Raw genomic sequence first — 23542 nt, 5'->3', positions numbered from 1 at the left:
GTGCTGGGGCTGAAGCGGGGTGCGGGATGCTCCGCGGAGGCGTACGGGCGGTGTGCGGGCGTGGTGTCCCCGTCGGCTGTATGCCGAGCGGGCGCGGGGTGCGGTTAGAAGCCGTTGCCTTCCATGGCTCCGCGAACGTCGGCGGTACGCAGCGCCCCCACTGCGGTGCCGTCCGCGTCGACGAGTAGGTATTGGGACGCCGGTTGGGCGTTCATGGCTTTAATCAGGTCTTCCCCGGCAAGGTCGGCGGGCAGCACAGTGCCGGGGGTGAGGGTCTGGGCGGTGTGGCTGACGGGGAGCCAGGGCCGCCGTTCCACGGGTACGGCGTTGGCTGCAGCGTCGTCCACGATGGAGGTGGGGGTGCCCGCAGAGTCGACGACGAGGATCGCTTCCGCGTCGGCTGCGGCACGGCGGCGCAACGCTTCGGCGAGCGGAGTGTCGGTGGTTACGGTGATGGCGGTGCGGGCCAGGTCGCGGGCGACGAGCTGGGGCAGGCGGGCGCGGATCCGGGCGGTGTGCAGGGCGACGGAGGCGTTGCGCCAGATGAAGGCGCCGAGCAGGGTGGTCCACAGGACGGTGACGATGCTGGGGGCGGCCCGCCATAGCAGCCAGGAGTAGACGAAGGGGAGCGCGATCACCAGGATCGCGAGGATGCGTCCGCCCCAGGCGGCCGCGGTGGTGCCGGTCAGCGGCCGTCCGCTGGCTGCCCACACGGCGGCGCGGAGGATACGGCCGCCGTCCAGGGGCAGTCCAGGCAGCAGGTTGAAGACGCCTACCAGCAGGTTGGCGACCCAGAGCTGCCAGATGAGCACGCCCAGCACTGTGGCAGGGTCGACCAGCAGGTAGCAGAGGAAGCCGAGACCGGCGAGGACGAGGGAGAGCAGGGGGCCGCTGAAGGCGATCCAGAACTCCTGGCGGGGCTGTTCAGCTTCCCGGTCGATTTCGGACACTCCGCCCAGCAGGTAGAGGGTGATGCTGCGTACGGGGAGTCCGTAGTGGCGGGCTGCGACGCAGTGGGCGAGTTCGTGGATGAGCACGGACACGTACAGCAGCACGGCGAAGAGGAGCGCTACCAGGTAGGAGGCGGCGCCGAGGTGCAGGATGCTGTCGACGACCGGCTGGTAGAGGAAGGTGAGCAGCACCGCGATCACCACCCAGGACGGGGTGATGTAGACCGGGATGCCCCATGGGCGTCCGATGCGTAGCCCACCCTTCCTGTCCCGGGGCTGGGAAGCTGCGGAGTCTGGTTGGTTCACTCTTCCAGGCTACGGCTTCTGGTGTCGATGTGCCGGTGCTGCGGGCGGCTAAGGTGGGGAGTCATGAGTTCCGCACCGTCCCCCGTGCCGCTGCGGGCCCTCTCCCCGTCGCGGGCCACCGACTTCATGCAGTGTCCCCTGCTGTTCCGGTTCCGGGTGATTGACCGGATTCCTGAGCCGCCGAGTCCGGCGGCTCGGCGCGGCACGCTCGTCCACGCGGTGTTGGAGAAGCTGTTTGAGCTTCCTGCGGAGTCGCGGACGCCGGATGCGGCGCTTGCGTTGCTGGAGCCGCAGTGGGAGCGGATGCGGGAGCAGGAGCCTGATGTCGAGGCGATGTTCCCTGATGCGGAGGCGTTGGCGGCCTGGTTGGAGGAGGCGCGCGCGCTGGTGCGGCGCTATTTCGACTTGGAGAGCCCGCAACGGTTGGAGCCTCAGCAGCGTGAGGTCCGCTTGGAGGTTCCGTTGGAGTCGGGCCCGCTGCTGCTCGGCTATGTCGACCGAGTGGATGTGGCGCCCACGGGGCAGGTGCGCATCGTCGACTACAAGACGGGGAAGAGTCCGGCTCCGCGTTACGAGGACAAGGCCCGGTTCCAGATCTTCTTCTACGGGGTCATGGTGTGGCGGGAGACCGGTCGGGTACCCGACCGGCTGCAGCTCCTGTACTTGGGGGACGGGGCGGTGCGCTGGTACGACCCGACCGAGGAGGAGATGCGTAACGCGGAGGCGCATATCCGCGCGGTGTGGGACACGATTGTGGAGACTGCTCGCACGGGGCGGTGGCTGCCGCGCCGGTCGCCGCTGTGCAACTGGTGCGACCATCGGGCGCTGTGCCCGGCGTTCGGGGGGACTCCTCCCCCGCTTCCCCAGCAGGCCGCGCAGGATGTCGTGAAGCCGCTCGCGTCCTGAGTGGGCTGATGCCGGTTCGTGTGCTGCTTGCCGACGGTCGGCCGCTGGTCCGTGCCGGGCTGCGGCTCATCGTGGAGTCGGATGCGCAGACGAGCGTGGTAGGTGAGGCCGCGGAGGTTCGCACGGCCCTCGCAGCGGTCCGCCAGTTGCTGCCGGACGTGGTGGTGGCTGATGCGGAGCTGCCGGGCGGGGGCGGTGCCGTGCTCAGCCGCGAGGTGCGGCAGTGGGCAGCGGACTCGGGGCAGACGGTGCAGGTTGTCGTCGTGGCTTCGTCCGTGGCAGAGGGTACGGCTTTCGAGGTGTTGCAGGCGGGGGCGCGCGGTCTGCTGTTGCGGGATTCGTCCCCGGAGGAGCTGGTGCGGGCGGTCCGCGAAGTCGCCCGGGGGAACGCGGCGCTGTGTCCCCAGGTGACTGCTCGACTGTTGGACCGGCTGGCGGCGCTCCCCGCTGCCCCGCAGGCCAGCGGCCCGGCCGCGGAGGTGGCGCGGTTGACTCGTCGGGAGCGGGAAGTGCTGCGGCTGTTGGGGCGGGGGCTGACGAACGCGGAGATCGCGCGGCAGCTCGTGCTCGGCGAGACGACGGTGAAAACGCATGTGGGCCGGGTGCTCGCCAAGCTGGGGCTGCGGGACCGGGTGCAGGCCGTGGTGTACACCTACGAGCACGGGCTGGTGGTTCCCGGGGAGGGTGCGGGAGACGGCCGCTCGTACCGGGGTGAGTGATCTCATACGGTCCGGTGGCGGATCGGTGCAGGGTGGGGGCAACTTCGGCGGCGTGGGGAACGTCTCCCCCAACGAGCTTTCCGTTTCTTCCCCTTGTATCCCACCCACTCCCTTATGTCCCAGGTTTGGATGCGTCATTCCCGGATGGAGCATGCGTCCCGTTGGGCAGGGGTCCCTCCCGAGGAGGTGAGCGCCGGATGAACCAGGCACCGCGGCGTTCCGACACATCGCACTCCCCCACCCTGCTGACCCGGTTGCGGGACTGGCGTGCCAGCCGCGGCGTGCTCGACCTGGAAGCAGAAGAGTTCGAAGACGAAGCGCCGCGTCCCGATCCGCGGGCCATGGACCTCGTCCTGCGGGTAGGGGAACTGCTGCTGGCCAGCGGGGAAGCCACCGAGACGGTCAGCGACGCGATGCTGAGTCTGGCGGTGGCGTTCGAATTGCCCCGCAGCGAAGTGTCGGTGACGTTCACCGGCATCACCCTGTCGTGCCACCCCGGCGGGGATGAGCCCCCGGTGACCGGGGAGCGCGTGGTGCGCCGCCGCTCCCTCGACTACCACAAGGTCAACGAGCTGCACGCGCTGGTGGAAGACGCTGCGTTGGGCCTGCTCGACGTGGAGCGCGCAACCGCGCGGCTCCACGCCATCAAACGCTCCCGGCCGCACTATCCCCGCTGGGTGATCGTGGCCGGGCTGGGGCTGATCGCCAGCAGCGCCAGTGTCATGGTGGGCGGTGGGATCATCGTGGCGGCCACGGCGTTCGCCGCCACCGTGCTCGGGGACCGGGCCGCGGGCTGGCTGGCTCGACGCGGGGTGGCCGAGTTCTACCAGATGGCGGTGGCCGCGCTGTTGGCGGCGAGCACCGGCATGGCGCTGCTGTGGGTGAGCGAGGAGCTGGAGTTGGGGCTTCGCGCGAACGCGGTGATCACCGGGAGCATTGTGGCGCTGCTACCGGGGCGTCCCCTGGTCTCCAGCCTGCAAGACGGGATCAGCGGCGCGTACGTGTCGGCGGCGGCCCGCCTCTTGGAGGTCTTCTTCATGTTGGGGGCGATCGTCGCGGGGGTTGGCGCGGTCGCCTATACCGCGGTGCGGCTAGGGCTTTATGTGGACCTCGACAATCTGCCGTCGGCGGGGACGTCACTGGAGCCGGTCGTGCTGGCAGCTGCGGCAGGTTTGGCGCTCGCGTTCGCGGTGTCCCTGGTCGCGCCGGTGCGGGCCCTGCTGCCGATCGGCGCGATGGGGGTGCTGATCTGGGTGTGCTATGCGGGGCTGCGGGAACTGCTCGCCGTGCCGCCTGTGGTGGGGACCGGGGCGGGCGCGGTCGTGGTCGGGGTGATCGGTCACTGGCTGGCCCGGCGGACCCGGCGTCCTCCGCTCACCTTCATCATTCCGTCGATCGCTCCGCTGCTGCCGGGAAGCATCCTGTACCGGGGACTGATCGAGATGAGCACGGGGGAGCCGCTGGCCGGGGTGGCGAGCCTCGGTGAGGCGGTCGCGGTCGGCCTGGCTCTGGGTGCGGGGGTGAACCTCGGTGGTGAGCTGGTGCGGGCCTTCTCGTGGGGCGGTCTCGTGGGTGCGGGGCGCCGGGGTCGGCAGGCGGCCCGCCGGACCCGGGGAGGCTACTAGTTTCCTGCTGGAGCCGGGACAGGGGCAGCCGCGGCAGAGTGCCGGGGAGTGCTCAACCGCCGGCTGCCCCTGGTCTGCGGTTCAGGCGACGTCGGTGTCCGGCTGCGCGGCGCGGAGCCGGCGGCGTTCAGCGCGGTGAGCGCGGGCCGCGTCCGGGTCGAGGACGGGGGCGGCAGCCAGCAGCTGCTTGGTGTAGGGGTGCTGCGGGTTCTCGTACACCTCGTCGCTGTCGCCGGTCTCCACGACTTTGCCTTTGCGCATGACGAGGACGCGGTCGCTGATCTGGCGGACCACGGCCAGGTCGTGTGCCACGAAGATCAACGTCAGGTTGAAGTCTTCTTGCAGTTCCGCGAGCAGCCGCAGCACCTGGTCTTGGGTGGAGACGTCCAGCGCGGAGACCGGTTCGTCGCAGATCACCAGTTGGGGGCGGAGGATCAGGGCCCGGGCGATGGCGATGCGCTGGCGCTGCCCACCGGAGAAGGCGTGCGGGAAGCGGTTGTAGTGGGACGGTTCGAGTCCGACCCGTTCCAGCAGTTCCTGGACGCGGGTGCGGATCAGTTTGTCGTCGCGTTCCCCTTGGATGCGCAGGGGTGCGCCGATGCTGTCGCCGATGGTCATCCGGGGGTTGAGGGACGAGTAGGGGTTTTGGAAGACCATCTGGATGTCGCGGCGCAGCGGGCGCATCTTGCGTTCCGGCAGGTGGGTGATGTCCCGGCCTTGGAAGAGGATGGTGCCTTCGGTGGGCTCCAACAGCCGCATGATCATGCGGGACAGGGTGCTTTTACCGGAACCGGACTCGCCGACAATGCCCAGGGTTTCGCCGCGGTACAGGTCGAAGGAGACGCCGTCGACCGCGTAGAAGTCGGTGGCGCCGCCGAAGAGGCCGCCGCGGATACGGAACCGCTGGCGCACGTTGCGCACGCTCAGCAGCGGCTCCTCATCGGTGCTGCGCTGGCTCGGCGCAGGCGTTTCCGCGGCGGCCGGGGTGGTTTTCCCTTCGCGTTCGGCACGCAGTTGGGCACGGCGCTGGGCCCGGGAGATCTCGATCCGGGGCACGGCGGCGAGCAGTTGCTGGGTGTAGGGGTGGCTCGGAGAGTTGAGCACCTGACGCACGTCGCCGCGTTCCACTGCCACGCCTTTGCGCATGACGAGGACGTTGTCGACTGATCCAGCGACCACGGCCAGGTCGTGGCTGACGAGGATGAGCGCCATGCGCAGGTCGCGGCGCAGCTCGTCGAGAAGGTCGAGGATCTGCGCTTGCACGGTGACGTCCAGGGCCGTGGTGGGCTCGTCGGCGAGCAGCACTTTCGGTTCGCACACCAGGCCCATGGCAATGAGGACGCGCTGCCGCATCCCGCCGGAGAATTCGTGCGGATAGGAGTTGATGCGTTTCGCCGGTTCGGGGATGCCGACCCGGTCAAGCACGTCGATGGCGCGCCGCCGTGCCTCAGCCCGGCTCGCTGTGGGGCGGTGGGTGAGGTAGGCCTCGATGATCTGGTTCCCGATGGTGTACTGCGGGTGCAGGGAGGACATCGGGTCTTGGAAGACCATGGCGATGTCGTTGCCGCGCATCGCGCGGATCTCCTGGTCGCTGGCGGTGACCACGTCGATTCCAGCGACGCGGATCTCCCCGGAGAGCTGTGCCCGGGTGCCGCGGTGCAAGCCCATCAGCGCCAGGGAGGTGACGCTCTTACCGGAACCGGACTCGCCCACGATGCCTAGCGCTTCACCTTCGGCGACTTCGAAGGACAGGTTCTGGACGGCGTGGACGTCGCCGTCGTCAGTGGAGAAGGTGATGGAAAGGTCGCGCACGGAGACAACGGGAAGCCCATTGCCTTGGCTTCCGGTTTCCGGAGTGCTCATTGCCTGTCTTCCTTGCTTGGGTGTCCCCCGCCGTGGCGGGTAGGGCGGTGGGTCATGGTCGAGGTCAGCGGGCCGTACGCACCCTGGGGTCGACCAGGGGGTAGAGCAGGTCCACGGCCAGGTTGCACAGGACGATGAAGAACGCGCCGAACAGGGTGACGCCGAGGATGACCGGCAGGTCGCTCTGCACGATCGCGGTGACCGCGAACCGTCCAATGCCGTTGAGCGAGTACACCTGTTCGGTGAGTACTGCGCCGCCGAGCACCAGTCCGATGTCCAGACCGAAGATGGTCAGGATCGGGGTGAGCGTGGGGCGCAGGCCGTGTTTGAGGATGACACGGCTTTCTTTGAGGCCTTTGGCTCGGGCGGTGCGGATGTAGTCCTCTCCCATGGTTTCCAGCATGCCGGCGCGGGTCTGGCGCGCATACTGTGCGGCGTGCAGGAACGCCAGGGTCAGCCACGGCAGCAGCAGTCCGGAGGCCCAGGCGATGGGGTCTTCGGTGAACGGCGTGTACCGGGCGTTGGGGAACAGGCCCCAGTCGTGCACGAGGAAGGCCAAGGCGAGCTGGCCGGTGAAGAAGATGGGGAGGGAGACTGCGCCCAGGGCCAGGCCCATGGAGATCCGGTCGAAGATGCTGCCTTTTTTGACGGCTGAGATGACGCCGACGGCGACCCCGCCAACCAGCCAGAGCACCGCGGCGCCCAGGCCGAGGGAGAACGTGATCGGCAGCCGCTCGAGGATGGCGGGGAAGACCTCCTGGTAGGTCTGGAAGGAGTAGCCGAAGCAGGGGGCCGCGCAGTGCACGACGTCGTTGCCGAAGGTGTAGTCGGCTCCGAGGACGATGCCTTTGATGAACTCCCAGAACTGGATGATCAGCGGCTGGTCCAGGTTCAGCCGTTTGATGGTGGCTTGGATGGCGGCTTCGGTGGGGGCGCGGCCCACGTACATGGTGGCGAGTTGTTCAGTGGTCCGCCCGGCGAGTCGTGGCACCACGTAGAAGATGACGAACGTCATCAGGGTCACGACGAGGAGCAGGATCACACTCGCGCCCAGGCGCCGGAGGATGTATCTCAGCATTGCGGTCGGCGCTGGCCTGGGCGAACCGTGGCTGTTCGGCCCAGGCCAGCGCCTTCACCTGCCTTCCCGATACTGGTCGAGCGTGGCGACTACTCGGTTTCGGTGGTGCCGAGCGTCATGTAGTCGTACATGTGCCAGCTCGGGTTGAAGAAGACGTTGGTCAGGTTGTCGGGCCGGTAGATCACGGACTTCTGGAAGACGCCGGTGAGGATGGCGGCGTTCTCCATGGTCAGCCGGTCGATCTCGGCGTAGATCGCGGCCTGCTCTTCCGGGTCCTCGACGCTGACGACCTCGTCGAACAGCTTGTTGATCTCCGGGTCGTCCAGTTCGGCGATGTTGGAGTTACCCGCCTGCTTGATAGCGTCGCCGTCCAGGATGGAGCTCATGAAGCCGTAGCCGGAGGGCCAGTCCGCCATCCAGCCGTAGTAGGTCAGGCCGAGCTTGTTCTCGGCGACGAAGTCAGGCGAGCCGGCCTGGGTGTTGGTGTAGGTGTCCGACGGGTAGCCCTTGACCTTGGCCTCGATGCCGACCTGGGCCAGGTCCTGCTGGATCGCCTCGACCGCGTCGACTTCAGCGGGACGGTCGGAGCGGACGCCGATGTTGACTGCGAAGCCGTCGGGGTGGCCGCACTCTTCCAGCTTCTCCTTGGCCTTCTCCACGTTGGGCTTGCCGGAAGCCGCGTCGTAGGGGTCGTAGGAGGGGTCGGCACCGGGGATGTCCGGGGGCAGCACCTGGGTGGCGATTTCACCGCCCAGTTCACCGCCGTAGGCGCGCTGGATGCCTTCGCGGCCGACCGCGTACTGGATGGCCTGGCGGCAGGCGAGGTTGTCCAGCGGCTCGACCTTGGTGTTGATGTTGACGTAGAAGTGGGCGCCGGTGGTCGGGTTGTCGATGTTGGCGCGCGCCTCCTCGTCGGCGACGAGCTTGCCCTTCATCGCCGGGCCCAGGCCGGTGCCGGCCAGGTCCACGTCGAGCTCTCCGTTGACGAGGCGCTGGTCGATCTCGTTCTGGTCGACGCCTTCCTCAACGGTGATCCGGTCGGGCAGTGCGGTGCGGATCGGGTCACTGTCCGGGTCCCACTCTTCGTTGCGGACCAGGACCAGGCCGTTGCCGGGGGTGTAGTCGTCTTCGAACTTGTAGGGGCCGGAGGAGACCACGCGGGTCTGGTACTGCTCGCCCTTGTCGGCCTCGGGCGGCACCGGAGCGGTCTGCGGCTGCGCGAGGACGTAGAGGAAGTCCGAGAACGGTTCCTTGAGGTGGAAGACGAGGGTGTAGTCGTCCGGGGTTTCGATCGCGTCGAAGCCTTCCAGCGGGTCACCGCCGCCGTAGGGGCCGTCGTAGTCGTCCTCGTCGAGGAGCTGCTGGAAGTACTTGGGGCCGTTGGGCAGCGCCTGGTCGCCGAAGTTGCTGCGCGCGATCGCGTACTTGATGTGCTCGGCGACGATCTCGGTGCCGTCCTCGTACTTGAGGCCTTCCTTGAGCTTGACGGTCCACTCGGTGCCGTCGTCGCTGACCTCGGGCATGTCTGCGGCCAGGTCGGGGACCAGCTCGGTTCCCGCCTCGCCCGGGGCAGCCGCATAGGTGAGGAGTGTGCGGGCGTAGTAGCGGCTGAAGTTCCACACGTAGCCGTAGTAGGTGTTGCCCGGGTCGGTGCTCTCCATGTTGGCGGAGATCGCGAACCGCAGGGTACCGCCCTTGGCGTCGGAGGGGTTGACGATTTCGGTGCTGCCCTTGTCGAAGCCGGCACCGTTGCCGCTGCCGCCCCCGCTGCTGCCGCTGTCACCGCCGCAAGCGGTGAGCATGAGGGCGGCCGCCGCACTCAGTGCGGCGAATCCCATGACACGTTTGTTCACTGACTTCCCTTTCTCACTGCGGATAGGCGGGAGACCCCGCCGTGCGGGTGCGCGTAGTCGCCGGGGCGAACGCGTCAGTCTGTGGACCTGGGGTCGAAGGCATCACGGAGCCCGTCACCGAAGAGGTTGAACGCGAGGACCGTGATGAAGATCGCAAGTCCGGGGATGATCACGAAGTGGGGGGCGACCGCGTAGTAGTCGAGGGATTCGGAGAGCATGTGGCCCCAGGTGGGGGTGGGCGGGTTGACACCGACGCCGAGGAAGGACAGGGCCGCTTCGAAGAGGATGTTGGTGGGGATCAGCAGGGTCGCGTAGACGAGGATCGGCGCCACCAGGTTGGGCAGGATTTCGCGGAAGATGATGTGCCCGGTACCTGCGCCCATGGAGCGGGCTGCTTCCACGAATTCGCGTTCGCGCAGGCTGAGGGTCTGCCCTCGCACGATCCGGCCGATGTAGGGCCAGCTGAAGAAGCCGATGATGAACACGAGCACGGCGATGCGGAGGGCGTTGTCGCTGAGACCGAACGCTTCGTCGGGGATGACACCGGCCAGGGCGATCGCGAACAGCAGCAGCGGGAAGGCGAGGAAGATGTCCATGGCGCGGCTGATCACGGTGTCCACCCAGCCGCCGAGGTAGCCGGCGAGGATGCCGAGCACGGTGCCGATGGTGACGCACAGCAGGGTGGACAGGAAGGCGACGAGCAGGGAGATGCGCGCCCCGTAGACGATCCGGCTGAACAGGTCACGCCCGTTGACCGGTTCCACGCCGAGCAGGTGTTCTTTGCTCATGCCGCCGGTCGGGTCGATCCCGCTCCACGGGTCGTTGGGGTTTTTGAGGACGCCCTGGGTGGCCGGGTCGATGAGGTCTTGGTGGAACTGGTTGGGCGGATGTCCGAACCAGTGGGTGAGCAGCGGCGCGAAGATCGCGACCAGGATCAGCAGGAGAACGACGATGCCTCCGCCCAGAGCGACCCGGTCTTGGCGTAGCCTCCGCCAGGCGATCTGGGTGAGGGAGCGACTCGCGATGTCACGCCGCCCTTGGGCGATGGCCTCGGGTTCGGCGTGCTGCGCCGATTCAGGCGCGTCCAACGGCGCGGTCATGCACCTTCCCCCACTTCTCGCGCTTGTGGCCGTGGATCAGGCCGGGCTGTTGTCCCGGATGTCGCAGTGTCGTGTGCCTCTGGGCCCCTGTCCGGCGAGGCAGACGTCGACGTCACCAGAAGACCACTCATGGTGACCGTTCGACACAACAGTCCGAACAGTAGCGGGAATTCTGGTGCGTCTTACGACACACTTCGCCAAAAATACTCCCTGGTAATCAGCAAAACGTCCAAATCACCCCGGAGTACCAGAATCGTGATACGAGTACTACTCAACTGTCATTCATCTTTGATGTTACGTAAAGAATTGAAACAATAACGCAAAGTTGTATCGGCGGCGGTGCGGCACTCGTACTCCCCCGCACCGATCCGCGGACACACAACAGGGCCTCGCCCGTGCCGGGCGAGGCCCTCAACACTGTGAGCAGAAGGGGGAACCTACGTAATCCCCCGCTTGCGCAGCAGCTCCTCGATTTCAGCGAACTCGTCGTCCACCCCCGCACTGGACCGGGGGCCTTGCGAGCCCTTCCCCACCGCCGGGCTCGCCGGACGGCCTTGAGTGGACGCGGGCTGCTCTGCGGGTGCGGCCGGTCTGGAACGTCCCCGCAGCAGGCGGCCGATGGTCCACAACACCACCGCGACACCGGCCACCACCACGCCGGCCCACGCCAGCGGGTCGAACACGAGCCCACCGAAGAACCGCACCAACTGGCCGGCCAGCGACGCCAGCAGCCCCATCAACCCGATCAGCCCGAACGCCAGCGGCAGCAACGACCACGCCACAGCACGCAGCCCTGCTGAAGCACCCTTGCGGCGCCACACCACCCAGGAGATGATCAGCCCCACCACGGTGAGCGCGGCGCCTAGCAGCAGACCTTCAAACGGCATCTGTGTCGGCATGGTCCCTAGTCTCGCTCCGCGAACGCTGTCTCCACATCGGGTTTCTCCCCTAGTGGACGCCGCTTAAGCGGATTTTTCCCGACAACGCCAGGTTTTGCTGACCGTTCAGCGTCACGAGTTGACCACTTGTCGTAGCCAGTCCACGCTGATCTCCGTCAGGGAAGAGACCACATACCGCCGCTCCGCCTCCTCGATCGGAGCCACATGCGGCACCGCGACCACGACACACCCTGCGGCTTGGGCCGCAGCCACGCCAGCGGGCGAATCCTCCACCGCCACACAGCGGCGCGGATCCACACCCAGCAGGCGTGCCGCCGTGAGATAAGGCTCCGGGTGCGGCTTGGCCTGGGACACTTCGTCCCCGGCCACCGTCGCCGCGAAATAGTGCTCCCCCAGACCGCGCAGTGCCGTGCCCAGCAGCGACCGGTACGTGGAAGTGACCAGCGCCATCGGCACCCCCAGGGCATCCAGTTCGCTGAGCAGCTCCTTAGCGCCCGGCTGCACGGGGGGACTGTCGGCCATCCGCCGCGCCACCGACGTGTACAGCATGGTGACGATCTCACTCTGCGGAACCGACGTCCCCGAGCGCTCAGCGATGTAGGAGGCCACCATCGCCGCGGAGCTCCCCAAGCAGCGCCGCTGGTCCTCGACCGTCCACGTGGTACAGCCGAGTTCGGCGGCGACCTCGGCCTCCGTGGCGATCCACAGCGGCTCGGTGTCGATCAGCGTGCCGTCCATATCGAACAGCACCGCCTGCGGAAGTTGCTGCTCAGCGGTCATACGTTGAAGTATTTCGCCTCGGGGTGATGGACAACGATCGCGTCAGTGGACTGTTCGGGAACAAGCTGGAACTCCTCGGACAACGTCACCCCAACCCGTTCCGGACGCAGCAGGGCCACGATCTTGGCGCGGTCCTCCAAGTTGGGGCAGGCCCCGTACCCCAGGGAGAAACGGGCGCCTCGATAGCCGAGCTTAAAGTAGGCGTCCAAATCGGCCGGGTCGGGATCCTCCCCGGCGAAGCCCAGCTCGGCGCGGACCCGGGTGTGCCAGTACTCCGCGAGTGCCTCCGTCAACTGCACGGACAGCCCGTGGAGCTCCAAGTAGTCCCGGTACGCGTTCTTCTCGAACAGCTCCGCGGTCGCCTTGCTGATCGTCGAACCGACGGTGACGACCTGGAACGCCACCGTGTCCAGTTCCCCGGACTCCTTGGGGCGGAAGAAGTCAGCCAGGCACAGGTGCCGGTCGCGGCGCTGCCGCGGGAACGTGAACCGGGTCAGCTCGTTTTCGTCCTCACCGAGGACGACCAGGTCGTTGCCTTCGCTGTAGCAGCGGTAGTAGCCGTAGACGACCGCCGGCTCCAGCCACCCCTCGGTCTGGATCCGGTCCAGCCACATGCGCAGCCGCGGCCGCCCCTCCGTCTCCACCAGCTCCTCGTAGGTGGGGCCGTCGCCGCGGGAGCCGCGCAGCCCCCACTGGCCCATGAACGTGGCGCGCTCATCCAGGAAAGCCGCGTAGTCGGCGAGCGGAATCCCCTTGCAGATGCGGTCCCCCCAGAACGGCGGGGTCGGCACCGGGTTGTCGGTGGCCACGTCGCTGCGCGTCGGCATCTTCTCCGGCTCGGTGACGGTAAGCTGTGCGCCCCGCTTCACCCGGCGGGTGCGCAGCGGCGGCAGCGTAGCCCCCTTCACCCCGCGTTTGACCGCCATGATGGCGTCCATGAGCTTCAAGCCTTCAAAAGCGTCGCGGGCATAGCGCACCTCGCCTTTGAAAATCTCGGCGAGGTCCTGTTCCACATAGGAGCGGGTCAACGCGGCACCGCCCAGCAGGACCGGGTAGCGGTCAGCGACCCCGCGGGCGTTCATCTCCTCCAGGTTCTCCCGCATCACCACCGTGGACTTCACCAGCAGGCCGGACATGCCGATCACGTCGGCGCGGTGCCGCTCGGCCGCCTCCAGAATCGCGGAGATGGGCTGCTTGATCCCCAGGTTGATGACCTCGTAGCCGTTGTTGGACAGGATGATGTCCACAAGGTTCTTGCCGATGTCGTGGACGTCGCCCTTGACCGTGGCCAGCACGATCCGCCCCTTGCCGAGGTCGCCGTCCACCTTCTCCATGTGCGGCTCCAGATAGGCCACGGCGGCCTTCATCACCTCGGCCGACTTCAGCACGAACGGGAGCTGCATCTGCCCGGAGCCGAACAGGTCGCCGACGGTCTTCATCCCCGCCAGCAGCGTGGTGTTGATGATGTCCAGCGCGGACCGCTGGGTGAGCGCTTCGTCCAGGTCCGCTTCCATGCCGGCGGCTTCCCCGTCGACGATACGGCGCTCCAGGCGCTCCCACAGCGGCAGCGCGGCCAGCTCTTCCTCGCGCGAGGCGCGCATCGCCTGCGCGTCCACTCCTTCGAAAAGCTGCAGGAAGCGTTGCAGCGGGTCGTAGTCATCGGTGCGGCGGTCGTAGATCATGTCCAACGCCACCTGCCGCTGCTCCTCGGGGATGCGGTTGATCGGCAGGATCTTGGAGGCGTGCACGATCGCGGAGTCCAAGCCGGCCTGGACGCACTCGTGGAGGAACACCGAGTTGAGCACAATGCGGGCAGCCGGGTTGAGCCCGAAGGAGACGTTGGACACGCCCAGCGTGGTCTGCACGTCCGGGTGGCGCCGCTTCAGTTCACGGATCGCCTCGATGGTTTCCAGAGCGTCGCGCCGCGACTCCTCCTGTCCGGTGGCGATCGTGAAGGTCAGGCAGTCCACGATGATGTCGTGCTTGCGGATGCCGTACTCGGTGGTGAGCTGCCGGATGAGCCGCTCGGCGACCTCCACTTTCCGTTCCGCGGTCCGCGCCTGCCCCTGCTCGTCGATGGTCAGCGCCATGAGGGCCGCCCCGTGCTCCACCGCCAGCGCGGCGACCTTGGCGAACCGGGAGTCAGGGCCGTCGCCGTCCTCGTAGTTGACCGAGTTGAGCACGGCGCGCCCGCCCAGCATCTCCAGTCCAGCTTCCAGTACCGCTACTTCGGTGGAGTCCAGTACGAGCGGCAGCGTGGAGGCGGTGGCCAGCCGGGAAGCCAGCTCCCGCATATCGCGCACCCCGTCGCGTCCCACATAGTCGACGCACAGGTCGAGCATGTGCGCGCCGTCGCGGATCTGCTGGCGGGCGATCTCCACACAGTCGTCGTAGCGTTCCGCGAGCATGGCTTCGCGGAACGCCTTGGAGCCGTTGGCGTTGGTGCGTTCCCCGATCGCCAGGTAGCTGGTGTCCTGGCGGAACGGGACGCTCTGGTAGATAGAGGCGGCGGCGGGTTCGACGTGCGGTTTGCGGTCCGGCACGCCGCGTCCCTGCACCCGCTCCACCACTTGGGCGAGGTGCTCAGGGGTGGTGCCGCAGCAGCCGCCCACCAGGGCCAGGCCAAACTCGCGGATGAACGTGTCGTGTGCTTCGGTGAGCTCATGCGGCTGCAGCGGGTAGACGGCCCCGTCCGCCCCCAGCTCAGGCAGGCCCGCGTTCGGCATGCAGGAGAGGGGGATGCGGGAGTGGTGGGAGAGGTAGCGCAGGTGCTCGCTCATCTCTGCTGGACCGGTAGCGCAGTTGAGGCCGATCATGTCGACCCCTAGCGGTTCCAGCGAGGTCAGTGCCGCACCGATCTCGGAGCCCACCAGCATGGTCCCCGTGGTTTCAATCGTCACCTGGACGATGATCGGCGTGTCGGTACCCGCGGCCTTGCGGGCCCGCCGTGCCCCCACGATCGCGGCTTTCGCCTGCAGCAAGTCCTGGCAGGTTTCGATCACGATCGCGTCGACACCGCCGTCAATGAGCCCGCGTGCGCACTGTTCGTAGTGGTCGCGCAGCACAGCGTACGGGGCGTGGCCAAGGGTGGGCAGCTTCGTCCCGGGCCCCACAGAGCCGAGGACGTAGCGGACGTGATCGGCAGTGGTGTACGCGTCGGCGGCTTCGCGGGCCAGGCGGGCACCGGCTTCAGCCAGTTCGTAGGTGCGTTCCGCGATGCCGTATTCGCCGAGGTTTCCGAAGTTCGCGCCGAACGTGTTGGTTTCGACACAGTCGACGCCGGCCTGCAGGTAGGCCTCGTGGATCTCCCGGACCACGTCGGGCCGGGTGATGTTGAGGACCTCGTTACACCCCTCGTGTCCCTCGAAGTCGTCCATGCTCAGGTCGTATGTCTGAAGCATCGTTCCCATCGCCCCGTCGGCGACGAGGACGCGGGAACCGAGGACTTCACGGAAGGAGAGTCGAGCGCTCATAGACCGACCTTTGGCTTCGCTGTTGACGGACGTACGGCCCGCTGAGCGGGCCGCGAGGACGGTTGGGCAGCCCCGTGGGACGCTACTGCCTACGCCACCCCCCGGGTGCTTTGACGATAGCGCACCGTGGTTGTGCCTTTTCGTCGGACAATTACGGACCGCGGAACTCAGGGTGTGGCACGCTCCACAACGTCGACAAACCTGGAATCCTGGGCAGCGATTCGGCGTTTTGTTCGGTTTCGCCTCTACGGCGCAGTCCTGTTTGAACATATGGTGGACACAACAGCGGTGCGGATCGATAGTGATCCGGTACCCATGACCCCGATGATTGAAGGAGGCGGCCTGTGCCTGAGCTCGACAGCGTCTCGGAGCTGGTCGAGCCCGTGATGGTGGCCGCGTTCGAGGGCTGGAATGACGCCGGTGAGGCGGCCAGCGCCGTGATCGACCACCTGACCGATGTCTGGGGGGCTACCGAGCTGGTCTCCCTGGACTCTGAGGAGTACTACGACTTCCAGGTCACCCGGCCTCAGGTCACCGCAGTCAACGGTGCCCACCAGGGAATCCACTGGCCCGGGGTGAAAGTGCTGCTGACCCGTTCTCCCGAAGGGCGAGACGTGGTCCTGGTGCGAGGTGACGAGCCCAGCATGCGTTGGCGTGGGTTTGCCAGCGACCTGTTGTCGATCGCCCGGGAGTTGGGTGTGCGACGCGTGGTCCTCTTGGGCGCGCTGCTCGCCGACGTACCGCACACGCGACCCGTACCGGTCACGGGCATGTTCTCCCACCCCGAACTAGCCACCTCAGCGAGTCTGGAGCCGGCCACCTACGAGGGACCAACCGGAATTGTCGGCGTGCTGCACGACATTTTCAGCGCTGCCGGTCTGGAAACGATCTCCCTGTGGGCGGCGGTCCCCCACTATGTGTCCCAGCCGCCCAGCCCTAAGGCGACGCTGGCGTTGGTCCGCCGGGTGGAGGACACCTTGGATTTGACGGTCCGGCTGGGGGAACTGCCGGAGAACGCCCGGGCCTGGGAGCGCGGGGTGGACGAGCTCGCCGCCCAGGACACCGATATCGCGGACTATGTGCGCAGCCTCGAGGAGGCCAAAGACGCGGCGGAACTCCCCGAAGCCTCCGGGGAGGCTATTGCCCGTGAATTCGAACGTTACTTGCGGCGACGGCGCGGCGGATCCTAGCCGCTGCGGTACAGCTGCCGGTGGCCCGTCCCGGCCGGGGCGGGCCACCGGCGTGTCTGTGTGCGGTTCAGTCCACGCTGATCCGTCGCCATTCTCCGGTGGCGAGGACCGCGGCCCAGGCACCGGCGATCCGGGCCAGGCCCCGGCGGACCTCGTCGACCACGGCGGGGGCCAGCGGAGACAGCGCTGCCTCGCCGGGGTTGATCCGTACCGTGACCCGCAAGCCGTCCAATACCCGCTGGGCGCGGGCGATCGCTTCGGCGTCGGCGCTCTCCCCTGCCGCTGCCCGCAGTTGGGCGCGCAGCCCGTCGCGCAGGGCGAGCGCTTCGTCGAAGTCGGCAAGGGTGATCGGAATGGCGCTCTCCGGGATCAGCCGGTGGTCACGCAGGAACCGGGCGAGATCTGCCCGGCCGGCCAAAGAGTCACCGGTGGTGACGAAGTCGCGGATGAGCGTGGCCGCGGCGCTCAGAGTCTCGGGGGTTGCCATTGCTCCATCACATCACGGATTGACACCAAGCGTTGACGTTTCCGCTGACTTCACCCTTTTGTGGACGGACCGTTTTCCCGCCCCCGCACCCTACCGCGCGTCTTCTGCTTCGTCGGCGGCTTCCCGCATTCTCGCCAGGAATTTCAGGTATTCGGCTGCCCTCTGTTCGTCGACTTCGCGAAACAGGGCGTACGCCTTTTCGGCTTCGGCCACCGCTGCGGTGAGCAAGCCCTCAGCCGCCATGATGCGGGCCTTACTGTGGTGCAGTAAGCCACGCTGGTTTTTCAGGTGCTCGGCAGGGATGCGCAGTTCGGGGTGGGCCTCCGCCCGTTTCAGCCACTGCTCGGCCTGCTGGTGGGCGGTGTGCGCGTCCGCAACCCGGTGGGCGAGGAGCAGCGCGACCGCCCGGCAGTAGTGCTGCTCGTAGACCTGGTACGGCTCGTCGAGTTCCTCCCACAGCACGGCGGTGGCGGCGTGGCGTTCGGCTGCCTCCGCGTGGCGGCCCATCCGGCTCAGCACGCGGGCAGCTTCCACGTGGAGGACCGCGGTCTGCGCCGGGTCGTCCTCCATAGCGATGATCTCGTCCCAGCGGGCCAGGGCGTCCTCCAGTTCCCCGAGTTCACCAAGGGAGCGGGCGAGGATTTCCCGCACTGCTTTGCGGTCGACGGAAACGAGATGCTGTTCTGCTGCCAGGATCTCCTCAGCGGCTTCCGCAGCCTCGAAGTAGCGTTCGATGGCGTGGTAGGCGCGGGCCAGCAGCACCTTGGCGTGCGCGGCCATCGGAGCGATCCCGAGCGCGGTGGCCTGGGCGACTGCTTCCGCCAAGACAACCGCGGCCTGCTCGTACTCCTGGTCTTCGCACAGCCACTGGCCGCGGGTGAGCAGCACACTGGTCTCCGCTCCGGGAGGAAGGTCGGGGATCAGGTGGGCTTCGGCTTCCTCTAGCGCCTGCCAGGCAGCGTCCCACGCGTCCTGGCCGCTCGCGCGCAGCAACTGGGCGTGGCGGCATGCGGCCTCGACGACCAGGCGCGGGCTTCCGCTGTCCCGGGCTTCTCTCCTGGCCTGGGCGAGCAGGGCCTCCTGTTCGGGGAACGGGGCGTGTGTTGCGGCACTGATGGTGGCGAGGAGCAGCAGCACCTGGGCCCGCGCGGTCGCGTCAGCGTCGGGGTAGCCGCTCTCTTCCAGCAGCTTTCGGGCGTGGGCAAGCTCACCGCGGAACATCAGGTGCGCGGCGAGCCGGATGCGGGCGCCCACCCGCTGGGTGGGGGTGCCGTGCTCGTCCAGGTAGGCGACCGCCTGCTGCAGGAGGGCCAGCCCTTCAGTCCTGTTCCCGTCCTCGGCCAGGGACTGGCCGAGCAGGCTGAGGACCCGGTGCCGGTCGGCGTCGAGCTGTGCGGCAGCGTAGTGGTCGGCAGCGGCCCGGTAGTGCTCGACGGCTGCTGCGTGGTCCCCGTCCATGTCGTGGAACCATCCTTCGGCTTCCGCGCGTCGGCCCCGGGCCCAGGACGGCAGTTCGACGCCGACGGTGAGCTCGTCGAAACGGCGCCAGGCAGCCCGGGCCTGTTCCTTGCGCCAGGTGCGGCGCCACTGCTCAGCCTGGTCGAGGAGGTCCTGCCAGGTGTCGGCGAGCGGTTCAGGCAGCGGCTCCGGTGAGGCTGCGGCGGGGCGGGGGCGTGGTGCGTACTCGGTCAGCGGGAGTTCCGCCACGACCGGTTCGGCGGCAAGGCGGTCGCGGATCCTCGTGCTCTGCGCGGTGGTGCCGTTGCGCGCGTCGAACCGGGCGGCGAGCGCCAAGGCGTGGTCCCGCATCTGGTCGCGCAGTTCGGTGACGCGGAGCTCCGCGGCGGGGCGGTCCTGGTGCGCGGGACGGCGCACGGTGAGGTCGCCGTGCCCGCATGCGGCGAGCCGGTCCAGCAGTAGCGCGGCAGAGGCCGCGAACTCCATGGCGTCCATCGGGCTGGGGGTGCGTCCAACGCGCCCAGGTGCCGTTCCAGGAGTTCCAGGCCCCGCGCGTGGTTCCCGGTTACGGCGCAGAAGAACAGGTGGGTGCCGAGGGAGAAGAGGTAGCGCGTCTCATAGCGTCGGTGCACCCGGTAGGTGCGGCGATGGGCGTCGACTGCCGCCTCGTAGCGGCCGGTGCGCAGGTAGGGCTCGATGAGGGCGCTCAGGATGCCTTGCGGCTGTTCGACACAGGTGAGTTCCCCGGAGAGTACCGGTTCAGCGATGGCGATCGCCTCCGCGTGGGCTCCCCGCCACGCCAGATGGAAGGCCATAGCCGTGGGGACGCAGCCCGCACAGTCGGAGCTTTCGTCCTGGGGGGCGGTGCGCCACCGTTCGAACTCGGCGTCCGCGGTCGCCACGTCGCCGATGTGGCGGGCCACCTGGCAGCGCAGGCCGTGGACGGGGTGCAGGCTGTAGCCGCTTTCCCGGTAGCGGCGCTCCATATCGTCGAGCAGCGCATAGGTGCGGTCGAGCGGGATCTCCGGAAAATCGGTCAGTGCGGCGATGATCCACTTGAACTGCCACAGCAGCCGGTGGTGCGCTTCGGGGCCGTAGCGGGCGGGGTCCGCGTCGAAGGCGGTGAGGCAGCGGGTGAAGGTTGTCATCGCCCGCGCCGGCTCGCCCCCGTACTTGTACGCCTCGGTGAGGGACATCCGCAGGTGGAACACGTCTTCTTCGGTGGCGCCGCCGCGGATGGCCAGATCCAGGGCTTTCTCCAGGCCGGTGGTGCGGGCCCTGCCGTAGGGCAGGGCTAGTGACTGCTGGGTGAGGGTGCGCCAGTTCAGCTCGGTCACTGCTCTCTACTCCTCGGATTCTGTGGGGGCAGCCCAGTCCAGCAATCCGAGGAACGACCGGTTGAGGACTGCGCTGTCGGCCGGGCGCAGCGGGTGGCGGCCCTGCAACAGGGCTTGGCCGTAGAGGGCCTGGACTGCCACGGTGATCAGGTCGGGGTCGGTGAGGGTGGTGATCCGCCGGGTCAGGGGGTTGGCATGGTTGAGCACGAGACGGTTCTGGTCGGCGGCGAGGGCGGGTTCGAGGGCGCCGAGCACGTCGGCCCAGAGCGGGTCGGCCTCGGCCCGGGATTCGGCGAGTTCTCTGCGGTGTTCCGCGGCCCGGCTGGTCAGGTACAGCGCGGGCAGGGAAGCGGGGGCGTAGCTGCGGAGCAGTACCGTGCAGCCGAGGGAGTCGAGGGCGCGTTCCGCGACGTGGAGGAAGTCGCGGAGCCGCAATTCGGTTTCTGACGGCAGCCTGCCGAAGCGGGTGGTGAGCTCGCCGGGGTCCAGTGGGCGGAGCAGAGCGGCGCCCTGCCGGTCGCTGAGGCGGGAGATGATCTCGGTGTCGTAGACGTAGCCCGCGTTGACGAGACCCACGCCTTGGGCGGCGGCGACCGCGGACAGGCTGCGGAACTCGTCGATGTCGGACGTGTAACGGACTTCGGAGTGGCGTCGGGTGAACTCTGCCAGGGGCATCGTTCCGGAACTGGTTTCGAAGTCCAGCCAGCGGTACACCAGGTCCAGCATGGTGTCGTCGTGCGCGGCCAGCGCTTTCACATCGACGTGGTGGAGCTGCAGGAAGCGGCGGAGCTCTTCCGGTCTGCTGTGGGCGAGGGTGAGCAGCCAGTCGCGGATCTGCTCCCCTAGTGTGTCGCAGACCTGTCCGAGCAGGTCGTCGTCGTAGAGGGCTTCGCGGTTGGCGGTGGGACGCAGTTCTTCGGCGTCGACGACGCAGCGCACAAAAAACGCCCACTCGGGCAGCAGGTCGGTGACGTTGTCGGCGAGCAGCATGCGTTTGAGGTAGACCCGGTGGGCGGCGCGCACCGTGGGGTTGGCCGCGTGCGGGAGCACGAACGCTACTCCCCGCAACCCGGCCGCGGCCGCTTCCAGGTCGATCACGTCCAGCGGCGCAAAACCGAACACTGTCTGGCAGTAGTCGGCGAGCGCGGCGCGGCGGCGCACCGGGGTCGGGTAGGTCCGGCGCCACGGCGGTTCCCCTTCCGTGACAAGGGTGTCCCCGACTCGGAGTTCCACGGGGAGGAATGCGCCGTAGTGGCGGGCGAGGTTCGCGACAGTGGAGGCGGCGAACCATTCCTCAGCGTCGCGGCGGGGCCGCAGGATGACGGTGGTGCCGACTTCGTTGCGTTCTTCTGCGGCTTCCTCGACCAGGTAGCGTCCGTCGGAGTAGCCGACCCAGCGGATCGTGGGGCCGCCGTGCATGGAGCGGGTCAGCACTTCGATCTCGTCGGCGACGAGGAATCCGGAGAGCAGCCCGATTCCGAACTGGCCGAGGAATTCGTGGCGGGCGTAGCCGAGCTCGTCGCGTTTGCTGGACCGGCCGATAGTGGCGAGGAGTTCGTGGATCTGCGGTTCGGTCAGGCCCACCCCGGTGTCGTGGACCCGCAGGCTGCCTTCACCGGTGTGTTCGGGGGTCTCGATGTGGATCCGGGCGGGGGCGTCCGGCTCTTCGGCGCGCCGCGCGGTCACGGCGTCGACACCGTTCTGCAGCAGTTCGCGCAGGTAGACGCGGGGACTGGAGTATAGGTGTCGACTGAGGAGATCGACCACCCCCGCAGGTCTACTTGGAACGCGCGTTCGGTCACGGTCCGCCCTTTCCAGCCGCTGGGGCGTTGTTCTCTCGTACAAAGACGAGCGAACTATAACGGTGCGCAACGACGTTTCGCGCTGTGCTTTCGGTTTCCTGCGGCTGGTGCGGGCGCCAACGGTGGGCCGGGACACTGTCCCGGCCCACCGGACTCAGCGGTCGAGGGCCACTCCGAGCAGGGTGTCGACGGTGGTGCGCATGAGCGCGGGCGCGTCCGGATCGTCTCCGCTGCCGCTCAGGGCTGCGTCCGCCCACTCGTCGACCGCGGCCAGCGCGGTGGCCGTGTCCAAGTCGTCGGCGAGGGCGCTGCGCACCCGGGCCAGGAGCGGCCGGGCGTCGGGGGCGTTCTCCACTGCGGCGGCGGCCCGCCAGCGCTCCAGCCGCTGCTCAGCGGTGCGCAAGTCGGCGTCGGTCCACTCCCAGGCCGTGCGGTAGTGGTGGGCCAGCAGGGCCAGGCGGATCGCCATCGGGTCAGTGCCCGCCTTGCGGAGCTGGGAGACGAACACCAGGTTGCCCCGCGACTTGGACATCTTCTCGCCGTCCAGGCCGACCATGGCCACGTGGAGGTAGTGGCGGGCCTGGGGGCGGCTGCCCGTGGCACAGCAGGCTTCGGCGGCTCCCATCTCGTGGTGCGGGAAGATCAGGTCGTCGCCGCCGCCGTTGAGGTCGAAGCCCATGCCGAGTTCGTGCACGGAGATCGCGCTGCACTCCACGTGCCAGCCGGGACGTCCGCGGCCCAGCGGAGTGTCCCAGGCGGGTTCGCCGGGGCGTTCCGCCCGCCACAGCAGCCAGTCCAGCGGGTCTTTCTTGCCCGCGCGACCCGGGTCGCCGCCGCGTTCGGCGAAGAGCTCCAGCATGGCGGTGCGGTCCAGCTGGGAGAGGCTACCGAAGCCGGGGGCGTCGGCAGCGGAGAAGTAGATGTCGCCGTCGACTTCATAGGTGACCCCTTGCGCGCGGAGGCGGGCCACGAAGTCGGCGATGAGGTCCATCGACTCGACGACTCCGAGGAAGGCGCGGGGCGGCAGGATACGCAGCGCCGCCATGTCCTCACGGAAGACTTGGATCTCCCGCGCGGCGAGCTCTTGCCAATCCTGTCCAGTGGCTGCGGCCCGCTCCAGCAGCGGGTCGTCGATGTCGGTGATGTTCTGCACGTAGTCGACCGTGTGTCCGGCATCCCGCCACACCCGGTTGACCAGGTCGAAGGTGAGGTAGGTGAAGGCGTGGCCTAGATGGGCGGCGTCGTAGGGGGTGATCCCGCAGACGTACATCCGCGCGGTGGCCCCCGGGGTGATGGTGCGGCGGGAGCCGGTGACGGTGTCGTGGACACTGAGCGGCCCGCCGTGGTCCGGCAGGGCGACGACTGTGGGCGCAGGCCAGGAACGCATGACCATGAGGTTATCTGCCGCCCCTAGCGGCCCGGTAGGCGGGACGGCTGCTTTCCCCGGTCTGCTTCCTCACGGCCTGGGCGGTCCGACAGCATCCTCCCGACGTGCGGACTGGGTGATGAACCGCATGCTCAGCGCGACCCCGATCAGGCACAGTCCTGCCAGTACCGGGTTGCCGTGTGCCCAGTGCCACAGCACCGCCCCTAGCGCCACCACGTACAGCAGCCAGTAGGCGGCGTTCTCCCATACCCACGGTTTGTCCACGGTGCACCTCACCTTCTCGGCCGCGGACGGCTCCGGCTGCCGTATTTCCGGTCAGGTCACTGTTA

General features: G+C 68.1%; 17 protein-coding genes. 4 read left to right on the top strand and 13 right to left on the bottom strand.

Going from position 1 to position 23542, the window contains the following annotated elements:
• Positions 1 to 104: 104 nt before the first annotated feature.
• Entirely contained in the window at positions 105 to 1256 is a 1152-nt protein-coding gene (locus tag CW348_RS13335; protein WP_011292239.1) for a site-2 protease family protein, read from the bottom strand.
• 63 nt (positions 1257 to 1319) lie between these two features.
• On the opposite strand from CW348_RS13335, the gene CW348_RS13330 reads away from it, so the two are divergent.
• The 3 genes from CW348_RS13330 (at position 1320) to CW348_RS13320 (ending at position 4506) form a co-directional block, all read left to right on the top strand.
• Positions 1320 to 2162 (top strand): PD-(D/E)XK nuclease family protein, encoded by an 843-nt coding sequence (locus CW348_RS13330; protein WP_011292240.1) that lies wholly within the window; start codon positions 1320 to 1322, stop codon positions 2160 to 2162.
• A gap of 8 nt (positions 2163 to 2170) precedes the next feature.
• Complete coding sequence (locus CW348_RS13325) at positions 2171 to 2881, top strand: response regulator transcription factor (RefSeq protein ID WP_287463915.1); 711 nt, start codon at positions 2171 to 2173, stop codon at positions 2879 to 2881.
• 197 nt (positions 2882 to 3078) lie between these two features.
• Positions 3079 to 4506, top strand: a complete 1428-nt coding sequence (locus CW348_RS13320; RefSeq protein ID WP_011292242.1) for a threonine/serine exporter ThrE family protein — start codon at positions 3079 to 3081, stop codon at positions 4504 to 4506.
• Between the two features lie 81 nt (positions 4507 to 4587).
• Here CW348_RS13320 and CW348_RS13315 read toward each other — a convergent pair whose 3' ends face one another.
• The 7 genes from CW348_RS13315 to metH all read right to left on the bottom strand — a co-directional run bounded on the left by CW348_RS13315 (position 4588) and on the right by metH (position 15552).
• On the bottom strand, positions 4588 to 6369 hold the full coding sequence (locus tag CW348_RS13315) for an ABC transporter ATP-binding protein (RefSeq protein ID WP_061783704.1): 1782 nt from the start codon (positions 6367 to 6369) through the stop codon (positions 4588 to 4590).
• Positions 6370 to 6433: 64 nt separating this feature from the next.
• On the bottom strand, positions 6434 to 7447 hold the full coding sequence (locus tag CW348_RS13310; protein ID WP_011292244.1) for an ABC transporter permease: 1014 nt from the start codon (positions 7445 to 7447) through the stop codon (positions 6434 to 6436).
• An 89-nt stretch (positions 7448 to 7536) separates the two neighbouring features.
• Complete coding sequence (locus CW348_RS13305; protein ID WP_016188843.1) at positions 7537 to 9300, bottom strand: ABC transporter substrate-binding protein; 1764 nt, start codon at positions 9298 to 9300, stop codon at positions 7537 to 7539.
• 74 nt (positions 9301 to 9374) lie between these two features.
• On the bottom strand, positions 9375 to 10400 hold the full coding sequence (locus tag CW348_RS13300) for an ABC transporter permease (protein ID WP_011292246.1): 1026 nt from the start codon (positions 10398 to 10400) through the stop codon (positions 9375 to 9377).
• 437 nt (positions 10401 to 10837) lie between these two features.
• Positions 10838 to 11299, bottom strand: coding sequence for a hypothetical protein (locus tag CW348_RS13295; protein ID WP_011292247.1), 462 nt, complete (start codon positions 11297 to 11299; stop codon positions 10838 to 10840).
• Positions 11300 to 11410: 111 nt separating this feature from the next.
• On the bottom strand, positions 11411 to 12079 hold the full coding sequence (locus tag CW348_RS13290) for an HAD family phosphatase (RefSeq protein WP_016188844.1): 669 nt from the start codon (positions 12077 to 12079) through the stop codon (positions 11411 to 11413).
• Positions 12076 to 15552 (bottom strand): methionine synthase, encoded by a 3477-nt coding sequence (gene metH / locus CW348_RS13285; protein WP_104612826.1) that lies wholly within the window; start codon positions 15550 to 15552, stop codon positions 12076 to 12078. Before metH ends, CW348_RS13290 begins: the two co-directional genes overlap by 4 nt.
• A gap of 344 nt (positions 15553 to 15896) precedes the next feature.
• On the opposite strand from metH, the gene CW348_RS13280 reads away from it, so the two are divergent.
• Positions 15897 to 16742 carry a PAC2 family protein gene (locus CW348_RS13280; RefSeq protein WP_011292250.1) on the top strand — a complete coding sequence of 282 codons (846 nt, stop codon included), beginning with the start codon at positions 15897 to 15899 and terminating at the stop codon, positions 16740 to 16742.
• A 67-nt stretch (positions 16743 to 16809) separates the two neighbouring features.
• On the opposite strand, the gene CW348_RS13275 is transcribed toward CW348_RS13280, so the two are convergent.
• From CW348_RS13275 to CW348_RS13255, 5 genes are all read right to left on the bottom strand, one after another.
• Positions 16810 to 17229 (bottom strand): ABATE domain-containing protein, encoded by a 420-nt coding sequence (locus CW348_RS13275; RefSeq protein ID WP_011292251.1) that lies wholly within the window; start codon positions 17227 to 17229, stop codon positions 16810 to 16812.
• A gap of 1688 nt (positions 17230 to 18917) precedes the next feature.
• Complete coding sequence (locus CW348_RS13270; RefSeq protein ID WP_016188847.1) at positions 18918 to 20024, bottom strand: hypothetical protein; 1107 nt, start codon at positions 20022 to 20024, stop codon at positions 18918 to 18920.
• 6 nt (positions 20025 to 20030) lie between these two features.
• Positions 20031 to 21791: an HSP90 family protein gene (locus tag CW348_RS13265; protein WP_258076874.1), complete on the bottom strand. Its 1761-nt coding sequence runs from the start codon at positions 21789 to 21791 to the stop codon at positions 20031 to 20033.
• 189 nt (positions 21792 to 21980) lie between these two features.
• Complete coding sequence (gene mshC, locus CW348_RS13260; protein ID WP_011292256.1) at positions 21981 to 23219, bottom strand: cysteine--1-D-myo-inosityl 2-amino-2-deoxy-alpha-D-glucopyranoside ligase; 1239 nt, start codon at positions 23217 to 23219, stop codon at positions 21981 to 21983.
• 63 nt (positions 23220 to 23282) lie between these two features.
• Positions 23283 to 23477 carry a hypothetical protein gene (locus tag CW348_RS13255; protein ID WP_016188850.1) on the bottom strand — a complete coding sequence of 65 codons (195 nt, stop codon included), beginning with the start codon at positions 23475 to 23477 and terminating at the stop codon, positions 23283 to 23285.
• Between the last annotated feature and the right edge of the window lie 65 nt (positions 23478 to 23542).

Origin of the sequence: Thermobifida sp. (assembly GCF_017577275.1) — a bacterium.
Taxonomy (GTDB): domain Bacteria; phylum Actinomycetota; class Actinomycetes; order Streptosporangiales; family Streptosporangiaceae; genus Thermobifida; species Thermobifida fusca.
Note: the sequence above shows the minus strand (reverse complement) of the source record. Positions and strands in the feature narration are given on the sequence as shown.

Coding starts and splice junctions, on each gene's coding strand:
- CW348_RS13330 (WP_011292240.1), top strand. CDS start 1,320: ATGAGTTCCGCACCGTCCCCCGTGCCGCTGCGGGCCCTCTCCCCGTCG.
- CW348_RS13325 (WP_287463915.1), top strand. CDS start 2,171: ATGCCGGTTCGTGTGCTGCTTGCCGACGGTCGGCCGCTGGTCCGTGCC.
- CW348_RS13320 (WP_011292242.1), top strand. CDS start 3,079: ATGAACCAGGCACCGCGGCGTTCCGACACATCGCACTCCCCCACCCTG.
- CW348_RS13315 (WP_061783704.1), bottom strand. CDS start 6,369: ATGAGCACTCCGGAAACCGGAAGCCAAGGCAATGGGCTTCCCGTTGTC.
- CW348_RS13310 (WP_011292244.1), bottom strand. CDS start 7,447: ATGCTGAGATACATCCTCCGGCGCCTGGGCGCGAGTGTGATCCTGCTC.
- CW348_RS13300 (WP_011292246.1), bottom strand. CDS start 10,400: ATGACCGCGCCGTTGGACGCGCCTGAATCGGCGCAGCACGCCGAACCC.
- CW348_RS13295 (WP_011292247.1), bottom strand. CDS start 11,299: ATGCCGACACAGATGCCGTTTGAAGGTCTGCTGCTAGGCGCCGCGCTC.
- CW348_RS13290 (WP_016188844.1), bottom strand. CDS start 12,079: ATGACCGCTGAGCAGCAACTTCCGCAGGCGGTGCTGTTCGATATGGAC.
- metH (WP_104612826.1), bottom strand. CDS start 15,552: ATGAGCGCTCGACTCTCCTTCCGTGAAGTCCTCGGTTCCCGCGTCCTC.
- CW348_RS13275 (WP_011292251.1), bottom strand. CDS start 17,229: ATGGCAACCCCCGAGACTCTGAGCGCCGCGGCCACGCTCATCCGCGAC.
- mshC (WP_011292256.1), bottom strand. CDS start 23,219: ATGGTCATGCGTTCCTGGCCTGCGCCCACAGTCGTCGCCCTGCCGGAC.